9 protein-coding genes are annotated in these 8523 nt (G+C 59.8%); 4 read left to right on the forward strand and 5 right to left on the reverse strand.

Annotation, left to right across the window (positions count from 1 at the left end):
- Window positions 1-112: 112 nt before the first annotated feature.
- Window positions 113-1426 (forward strand): ATP-binding protein, encoded by a 1314-nt coding sequence (locus GIW02_RS21540; protein ID WP_122537900.1) that lies wholly within the window; start codon window positions 113-115, stop codon window positions 1424-1426.
- A gap of 79 nt (window positions 1427-1505) precedes the next feature.
- Here GIW02_RS21540 and rimK read toward each other — a convergent pair whose 3' ends face one another.
- Genes rimK through rimA form a run of 3 tightly spaced genes read right to left on the reverse strand, consistent with a single transcriptional unit; the run spans window position 1506 to window position 3683 of the window.
- Window positions 1506-2411, reverse strand: coding sequence for a 30S ribosomal protein S6--L-glutamate ligase (gene rimK / locus GIW02_RS21545; protein WP_003171022.1), 906 nt, complete (start codon window positions 2409-2411; stop codon window positions 1506-1508).
- Window positions 2408-2890 (reverse strand): retropepsin-like aspartic endopeptidase RimB, encoded by a 483-nt coding sequence (rimB, locus tag GIW02_RS21550; RefSeq protein WP_017526050.1) that lies wholly within the window; start codon window positions 2888-2890, stop codon window positions 2408-2410. The genes rimK and rimB overlap by 4 nt, the downstream gene beginning before the upstream one ends.
- Window positions 2891-2903: 13 nt before the next feature.
- Window positions 2904-3683 carry a S6 modification regulatory phosphodiesterase RimA gene (rimA, locus tag GIW02_RS21555; RefSeq protein ID WP_236411355.1) on the reverse strand — a complete coding sequence of 260 codons (780 nt, stop codon included), beginning with the start codon at window positions 3681-3683 and terminating at the stop codon, window positions 2904-2906.
- Between the two features lie 116 nt (window positions 3684-3799).
- Here rimA and GIW02_RS21560 point away from each other — a divergent pair, with 116 nt between their 5' ends.
- Complete coding sequence (locus tag GIW02_RS21560) at window positions 3800-4207, forward strand: RNA-binding S4 domain-containing protein (RefSeq protein ID WP_078740180.1); 408 nt, start codon at window positions 3800-3802, stop codon at window positions 4205-4207.
- Window positions 4208-4396: 189 nt separating this feature from the next.
- On the opposite strand, the gene GIW02_RS21565 is transcribed toward GIW02_RS21560, so the two are convergent.
- Window positions 4397-5200, reverse strand: coding sequence for a phosphatase PAP2 family protein (locus GIW02_RS21565; protein ID WP_236411354.1), 804 nt, complete (start codon window positions 5198-5200; stop codon window positions 4397-4399).
- A 125-nt stretch (window positions 5201-5325) separates the two neighbouring features.
- Here GIW02_RS21565 and hslO point away from each other — a divergent pair, with 125 nt between their 5' ends.
- Window positions 5326-6228 (forward strand): Hsp33 family molecular chaperone HslO, encoded by a 903-nt coding sequence (gene hslO / locus GIW02_RS21570; protein WP_236411353.1) that lies wholly within the window; start codon window positions 5326-5328, stop codon window positions 6226-6228.
- A 179-nt stretch (window positions 6229-6407) separates the two neighbouring features.
- Window positions 6408-7949, forward strand: a complete 1542-nt coding sequence (locus tag GIW02_RS21575) for a phosphoenolpyruvate carboxykinase (protein WP_236411351.1) — start codon at window positions 6408-6410, stop codon at window positions 7947-7949.
- Between the two features lie 215 nt (window positions 7950-8164).
- Here the strand turns inward: GIW02_RS21575 and GIW02_RS21580 are convergent.
- Window positions 8165-8523 (reverse strand): DUF1493 family protein (locus GIW02_RS21580; protein ID WP_236422059.1); only part of this gene is annotated, 359 nt, incomplete at its 5' end.

The raw sequence follows: 8523 nt of genomic DNA on the forward strand, positions 1-8523 counted from the left end.
GATTTGCAGGGGCGGGTATCCCGGCGTTTGGCTCCATGAGGGTCGACGGGATGCCCGGCGTCTGCAATTCTGCGAGCGCCGCTCGTTCCTGCAAGGTGTTTAGCCGTCTTCTATGAAAACCCCGTTGTGGTTCCCACAAAGTTTCTTCTCGCGCACCCTTTGGCTGGTGCTGATCGTCGTTCTGTTCTCCAAGGCACTCACGCTGGTTTATCTGTTGATGAACGAAGACGTGCTGGTGGATCGGCAATACAGTCACGGCGTCGCCCTGACACTGCGTGCCTATTGGGCCGTAGACCCTGAAAACCGCGAAAAGGTAGCCAAGGCGTCGACGTTGATTCGGGTCGACGGTGCCGGTGTGCCGGAAGGCGAGCAGCACTGGCCCTACAGCGAGATCTACCAGCGCCAGATGCAAGCCGAACTCGGGGAGGACACCGAGGTGCGGTTGCGCATGCACGTGTCGCCTGCGCTGTGGGTGAGGGCGCCAAGCCTGGGGGATGCCTGGATCAAGGTGCCGCTGTACCCGCACCCGTTGCGAGGGCAAAAGATCTGGAACGTGCTGGGCTGGTTCCTGGCGATTGGGTTGCTATCAACGGCATCCGCATGGATTTTCGTGCGCCAGCTCAACCAGCCGCTCAAACGCCTGGTCTTTGCCGCGCGCCAGCTGGGGCAGGGGCGCAGTGTGCGGCTGCCGGTCAGCGATACGCCCAGTGAGATGACCGAAGTCTACGGCGCGTTCAACCAGATGGCGGAGGATGTCGAACAGGCCGGGCGCGAACGCGAGCTGATGCTGGCGGGGGTGTCCCATGATTTGCGTACACCGCTGACGCGATTGCGCCTGTCCCTGGAGTTGATGGGCAATCACACCGACCTCACCGATGACATGGTTCGCGATATCGAAGACATGGACGCGATTCTTGACCAGTTCCTGGCGTTTATCCGTGACGGGCGTGATGAGGTGGTGGAAGAGGTCGACCTGACCGACCTGGTGCGTGAGGTGGTAGCACCCTACAACCAGAACGGTGAACAGGTGCGCATGCGCCTGGAACCGATCCAGCCGTTTGCATTGCGCAGGGTGTCGATGAAGCGCCTGTTGAACAACCTGATCGGCAACGCCCTGCACCATGCCGGCTCGGATGTGGAAGTGGCGGCGTACGTCTCCGGTGACAGCACTGCGCCTTATGTGGTGCTGAGCGTGATGGACCGTGGCGCGGGTATCGATCCAGACGAGTTGGAAGGCATCTTCAACCCCTTCACCCGAGGCGACCGTGCCCGTGGTGGCAAGGGCACCGGTTTGGGCTTGGCGATTGTGCGACGTATTGCGTCGATGCACGGCGGCAATGTTGAGCTGCGCAATCGTGAGGAGGGCGGCTTGGAAGCGCGGGTGCGTTTGCCATTGGGCCTGATGCTGCCAAGAGACGCGGTCTAGAACGCAACGCAGATCAAAATGTGGGAGGGGGCAAGCCCCCTCCCACATTTGGTTTTATGGTGTGTCAGCAGCCTGAGGGTTAACCCTTGCCCTTGGTCCGAGTCATATTCGGCCCACCATTTTTCTCCAGATGCTGAATGATGATCCCCGCCACATCCTTACCTGTGGTGGTTTCAATCCCTTCCAAGCCTGGCGATGAGTTCACCTCCATCACCAGCGGCCCATGGTTGGAGCGCAGGATATCCACACCCGCAACGGCCAACCCCATGACCTTGGCTGCTCGCAACGCGGTCATGCGCTCTTCCGGGGTGATCTTGATCAGGCTGGCGCTGCCACCCCGATGCAGGTTTGAGCGAAATTCCCCTGGCTTGGCCTGGCGTTTCATCGCGGCAATCACCTTGTCGCCCACCACGAAGCAACGGATGTCAGCACCGCCGGCTTCCTTGATGTATTCCTGCACCATGATGTTCTGCTTGAGGCCCATGAATGCCTCGATCACCGACTCGGCGGCCGTCGCGGTTTCACACAGCACCACGCCGATACCCTGAGTGCCTTCCAGTACCTTGATCACCAACGGCGCGCCATTGACCATCTCGATCAGGTCCGGGATGTCATCCGGTGAGTGAGCAAAACCGGTCACCGGCAGGCCGATGCCGCGGCGCGACAGCAGTTGCAGCGAGCGCAGCTTGTCCCGTGAGCGGGCAATGGCCACCGACTCGTTGAGGGGGAACACGCCCATCATTTCAAACTGGCGCAGCACCGCGCAGCCGTAGAACGTCACCGAAGCGCCGATACGTGGGATCACCGCATCGAACCCTTCCAGGGGTTTGCCCCGGTAGTGGATCTGCGGCTTGTGGCTGGCAATGTTCATATAGGCACGCAACGTGTCGATCACCACCATTTCGTGGCCACGTTCGGTGCCGGCCTCGACCAGGCGGCGGGTGGAATACAGACGCGGGTTTCGCGACAGCACAGCAATCTTCATGCAGCACCTGGGGCAGAAATAGTAGAGACCGGGAACACCGGCTTGTCTTGAACGTACTTGACGCCGGGATTGACCACCAGATGGCCGTCAATCAGCGCCTTGGAACCCAGCAACAGGCGGTAACGCATGGCTTTGCGGCAGGCCAGGGTGAACTCCACCCGCCATACCCGATCCCCCAATGCCAGGGTGGTGCTGATCACATAGCGCACCTGGGCATGGCCATTGGAGCTCTTGATGGTTTTCATCGTCACCAGGGGCGCTTCGCAGCGGCGGTGACGCAGTTGCACAACGCTGCCCAGGTGCGCGGTAAAACGCACCCACTTTTCGCCGTCGCGCTCAAACGGTTCGATATCGGTGGCGTGCAGGCTGGAGGTGCTGGCACCGGTGTCGATCTTCGCGCGCAGGCCCGCCACTCCCAAGTCGGGAAGTGCCACCCACTCACGCAGACCCACAACGGTCAAATGGTCAAATGTCTTCAATATGGGTAACCGGTCAATTAGCCCAGGCGCGAGGAGGAACCTCGGCCAGGGCTTTGAATGCAGGCTTGGCGAACCAATAGCCTTGCATCAGAAATATTCCACAGTCGGACAGGAAATCGCGCTCGCCGGCACTTTCGATGCCTTCGGCGATGACAGTAACCCCCAACTGCTCACAGATTGTGACAATCCCCTGGACGATCACCTGACGGACACGGTCCTGATCGACATCGCGGATCAGCGCCATGTCGAGTTTGATCAAGTCAGGTTGGAAATCGGCCAGCAGATTCAGCCCCGAATAGCCCGCGCCGAAATCGTCGATGGCGGTCTTGAAACCGAATTCGCGATATTCACGCAGAATATTCGTCAAATGGCGATAGTTATCTACATGCTCGCTTTCCAGCGTCTCAAAAATCAGCTGGTCCAGCGGAAAGTTGTGCGCGCGAGCGGCCTCCAGGGTGCTGCGAATGCACAGTTCCGGACGGTACACGGCGTTGGGCATGAAATTGATGGAAAGGTGGGTTTTCATCCCCAGGGCTGCAGCCATGGCAATCGCCTGGGTACGGCAGCGCTGGTCGAAGCGATAGCGATTCTGGTCATTGACCTGGGCCAGCACCGACAGTGCGCCCTCGCCATTGACGCCGCGTACCAAGGCCTCGTTGGCAAAAACCGTATGGTCCCTCAGGTCTACGATTGGCTGATAGGCAAAGGAGAAATCGAACCCCAGGGGTTCGCTTTGCTGGCACCCCACGCACCGCTGGTTGGGCGAGGTGAGTGAAACGGGAAAGTCGGTCACGGTGAATCCTCGCGAAAACAGGGTGCTACCTGGCGTATCTTAGGTGAGCCTTGGGGTTTATGCGTCGAAGGGTTTCAACGCTACAGTTGCGACATTTTTCAGAGCGAGGAATTCAAGTGGCTCAAAAGCAGGAAGAGGAAGAAAAAGTCCGTTTGGACAAGTGGCTGTGGGCGGCACGTTTCTATAAAACCCGTGCCCTGGCCAAGGCCGCCATTGAGAGCGGCAAGGTGCATCATCGCGGTGAGCGCTGCAAGCCAGGCAAGGAGCCGCGCGTCGGCGATGAGTTTCAAATTCGCACAGGGTTCGATGAGAAGACCGTTGTGGTCCAGGCCCTGTCGATCGTGCGCCGGGGTGCGCCCGAGGCGCAGGCTTTGTATGCAGAGACTGAAGCCAGCATCGCCAAGCGCGAAAATGCCGCTGCGATGCGCAAGGCGGGGGCCACCGGCATGACCACCGATGGCAAACCGAGCAAGAAGCAACGTCGCGACCTGTTCAAATTTCGCGGCAGTGGCAACGACGACTAGCTTTTGTAGCGAGGGTTGTTTGTAGGCTGGAGGTCTTATGTGCCCAGCAGGCTTTTGTGGCGAGCGGGCTTGCCCGCGTTGGGCTGCGCAGCAGCCCCAAAACCTGGCAGCCGGTTTTGCCTGGCACTCCGCGTCAACCTTTCTGGGGGCGCTTCGCACCCCAACGCGGGCAAGCCCGCTCGCCACAGGTTATTGGGTTGCTCTCAGGACGCTCAATCGCCCGACGACCGGCAGCTTGCCGAGTAAGTCGAACACCGGCGCCGTCACCCGCAGCAGCACCGCCGACACCTTCGCCGCAAACGGCGTGTAATAGCCCCAACCCAACGCCAACAAGGCCAGCAGCACGCCGCCGATGTAGTCGTCCTGCCCCCAGTGTGCGCCCGCCACCAGTCGCGGCATCATGAACAACAGCGCCAGGCCCCAGATCACCAGCACCTGGCCGATGCGTTTGGCGAACACCGTCATGAACATCCCCCAGATCAGCAGCACCGACGCATGGTCACCCGGGAAGCTCTGGCTTGACCGGTCCTTCAACTCCCAGGTCTTCTCCAGGCCGGGGAAATAGTCGCTCATCTGCACCGCACCGCTGATCATCATCGACGGGCTACTGTGCTGCCAGCCCATCTGCGCCGCGAGTTTGGAAAACAGCATGCGGATAAACAGCAACAGCAGCAGAATGCCGATAAAGCCCAACACTGCCTGGCGCACCTGCACGGCCTTGAACACCCAGTCGCCGCGAATCAGCAGCGCCAGCAGAATCACCCCGACCACCGCATCAAACGGTCGCAGACTGGCCACGGCCCACACGTGCAGCCAGGTTGAATTGCTCGCCAGCGGATCATTAAGCAAATGAAACAGCCACTCGTCGAAAACCACACACAGCATCTGGCCCGTGGGCCACAGCCAAAAACACAGCAGTCCGATAGCGAGTAGATTGCATACAGCTAACCGCCGGAGGTTCCACTTGGCTTGGAACAAACCCGGATTGTTCATAAACTGTCCCTCTTCGCTCAAATTAGCTCTCCGCTTCCAGGAGAAAGCCGCACCAAGACGGTGCTAAAGCGTTTAATTTTATAAACCTTGTAATCATTTTGTCATCAATTCAGATACCCAGACCTATGACTGATCTACCGGATACCGACTTCACCCAACGCTTTATCTTCGACGAGACCGACGCCCGTGGCGAACTGGTCTCGCTGGAGCGCAGCTATGCCGAAGTCCTCGCCAAGCACCCCTATCCGGAGCCGGTCGCGCAACTGCTCGGTGAGTTGATGGCGGCGGCTGCGTTGCTGGTAGGCACCATGAAATTCGACGGTTTGCTGATTCTGCAGGCACGCTCCGAAGGCCCGATCCCGCTGCTGATGATCGAGTGCTCCAGCGAGCGCGAGATCCGTGGCCTGGCCCGTTACGAGGCTGACCAGATCGCTCCCGACGCCACCTTGGCCGACCTGATGCCCAACGGCGTCCTCGCGCTCACCGTGGACCCGACGGAAGGCCAGCGCTACCAGGGCATCGTCGACCTCGACGGCGACACCCTGTCCGACTGCTTCACCAACTATTTTGTGATGTCCCAGCAAGTGGGCACCCGCTTCTGGCTCAACGCCGACGGCAAGCGCGCCCGTGGTCTGCTGCTGCAACAACTGCCGGCCGACCGCATCAAGGACGACGATGACCGCGCCGAAAGCTGGCGTAACCTCACTGCCCTGGCCGGTACCCTGACCGCTGAAGAGTTGCTGGCCCTGGACAACGAAACCATCCTGCATCGCCTGTACCACGAAGAGGCCGTGCGCCTGTTCGACGCACAGACCCTGCGCTTCCATTGCAGCTGCTCCCGCGAGCGCTCGGCCAACGCGCTGGTCAGCTTGGGCCTGGAGGATGCGCAGAATCTGGTGGTGGAGCACGGCGGTCATATCGAGATCGACTGCCAGTTCTGCAACCAGCGTTACCTGTTCGACGCCGCCGATGTCGCCCAATTGTTCGCCGGCGCAGGCATCGACACCCCCTCCGACACCCGCCACTAAAACGTTTAAGCACAGGTAAATCACCTGACAAATGCCGGATTAGCGCTGTTCTGACGGGAGGGCCCTACTCTTTTTGGGCTTTTCTGGCATAATCCGGCCCACTTTTTTCGCGGTAGTAGTGCGCAACTTTCTACTACAAAACGTTTGGAGCACTCGGCCATAGGCCGACGGGGAACCTCATGACGCAAGCCAATAACGCCGTATACACCGATCTGAGTGTTGACGATCTGGTCAAAGAAGCCCTGCAGCGCGGTGAAGGCGTGCTTGCCGATACTGGCGCGCTGGTCGTAGAGACCGGTCACCGTACCGGCCGTTCTCCAGTGGACCGTTTCATCGTTGAAGAGCCTTCCACCCAGGACGCAATCGCCTGGGGCCCGATCAACCGCAAGTTCCCGGCCGACAAGTTCGATGCCCTGTGGGCTCGCGTCGAGGCATTCAATAACGCGCAAGAGCATTTCGTTTCCCATGTTCACGTAGGGGCTGCAGAAGACCACTACCTGGCCGTGAAAATGACCACCCAGACTGCCTGGCAGAACCTGTTCGGTCGTTGCCTGTTCATCAACCCGGCCCAGTACAACCCGGCCGGTCGTGAAGAATGGCAAGTGCTCAACGTGGCCAACTTCGAGTGCGTGCCAGAGCGTGACGGCACCAACTCCGACGGTTGCGTGATCCTCAACTTCGCACAGAAAAAAGTACTGATCGCCGGTATGCGCTACGCCGGTGAAATGAAAAAAGCCATGTTCTCGGTGCAGAACTTCCTGCTGCCGGCTGCCGATGTACTGCCAATGCACTGCGCGGCCAACATCGGCGAAGCCGGCGACGTGACCCTGTTCTTCGGTCTGTCCGGCACCGGCAAAACCACCCTGTCCGCCGACGAAAGCCGTTACCTGATCGGTGACGACGAACACGGCTGGGGCGAAGGCGTGGTGTTCAACATCGAAGGCGGTTGCTATGCCAAGTGCATCGACCTGTCCGAGAAGAACGAGCCGGTTATCTGGAAAGCCATCAAGCACGGCGCCGTGCTGGAAAACGTCGTCATTGACGACGCCAAGCACGCCGACTACGCCGATGTCAGCCTGACCCAGAACAGCCGCGCAGCCTACCCGCTGGAGCACGTTGCCAAGCGTTCCGAGAAGAACCTGGGCGGTGAGCCAAACGCTGTGATCTTCCTGACCTGCGACCTGACCGGCGTACTGCCGCCCGTGTCGATCCTCAGCGAAGAACAAGCGGCCTACCACTTCCTGTCCGGCTACACCGCACTGGTGGGCTCGACCGAAATGGGTTCGGGCAGCGGCATCAAGTCGACCTTCTCCACCTGCTTCGGCGCGCCGTTCTTCCCACGCCCGGCCGGCGAATACGCAGAGCTGCTGATCAAGCGCATCCGCGGCTTCGGCTCCAAGGTTTACCTGGTCAACACCGGCTGGACCGGCGGCGGCTACGGCGTCGGCAAACGCTTCAACATCCCGACCACTCGCGGCGTGATTGCAGCGATCCAGAGTGGCGCGTTGATCGGTGCAGAAACCGAACACCTCGACACCATCAACCTCGACGTGCCATTGGCCGTACCGGGCGTTGAGACTGGCCTGTTGAACCCACGCAACACCTGGGCCGACAAGGCTGCTTACGATGAAGCCGCAAAGGCACTGGCCGGGTTGTTCATCGAGAACTTCAAGAAGTTTGAAGTGAGCGATGCGATCAAGGCTGCGGGTCCTAAGTTGTAAGAGTCGATCGTTGTTAAAAAGCCGCCCCTAGTGGGCGGCTTTTTTGTGCGCGCTGGATCAGTTTGCGGTTGGGCAGATTGGCGCAGACCCGATGTGGGAGGGGGCTTGCTCCCGATGACGGACTGTCAGTCAGCACATCTATGCCTGAACCACCGCTATCGGGAGCAAGCCCCCTCCCACATTTGAATGTTGGTGAAGCTGGAGTCTGTGTTAGATCAGCTCAGGTTTTCCAGCGTCTGCGTATCCCAGCTGTTGGTTTTGATGGCGAGGTACAGCATGCCAATGGTCAACGGTACCTTCTCGCCCCGGCCCTTCGCCCGTCGTTTTAGGAACACATCAAAGATCGGCGGGTTGAAGTAACGATAAGTGTCGTAGTCACCCAGATCGAGGGCGAATTCCTGCTCCAGCGCGTCCATGAGTTGCTTGGCCTCACTGCCGTCGCAGCCCAGGTCGAAGTTGAGCGAGGTTTGCAGGCGGATAGTCTTGTGTTTCGGCAGGCCGATTTCTTCGTGCAGCAGTTGCAAAAGCTGCTTCATCACGGGGTCTTCGGGGAAGTTGGGGGCCAGGTTCATGG

This window comes from Pseudomonas syringae (genome assembly GCF_021606685.1).
In the GTDB taxonomy this organism is placed as follows: domain Bacteria; phylum Pseudomonadota; class Gammaproteobacteria; order Pseudomonadales; family Pseudomonadaceae; genus Aquipseudomonas; species Aquipseudomonas syringae_R.

What these genes read in the sequence shown, in the direction of transcription:
- rimK (WP_003171022.1), bottom strand. Translation starts at nt 2,411, where the DNA reads ATGAAGATTGCTGTGCTGTCGCGAAACCCGCGTCTGTATTCCACCCGC.
- GIW02_RS21540 (WP_122537900.1), top strand. Translation starts at nt 113, where the DNA reads ATGAAAACCCCGTTGTGGTTCCCACAAAGTTTCTTCTCGCGCACCCTT.
- GIW02_RS21565 (WP_236411354.1), bottom strand. Translation starts at nt 5,200, where the DNA reads ATGAACAATCCGGGTTTGTTCCAAGCCAAGTGGAACCTCCGGCGGTTA.
- GIW02_RS21575 (WP_236411351.1), top strand. Translation starts at nt 6,408, where the DNA reads ATGACGCAAGCCAATAACGCCGTATACACCGATCTGAGTGTTGACGAT.
- hslO (WP_236411353.1), top strand. Translation starts at nt 5,326, where the DNA reads ATGACTGATCTACCGGATACCGACTTCACCCAACGCTTTATCTTCGAC.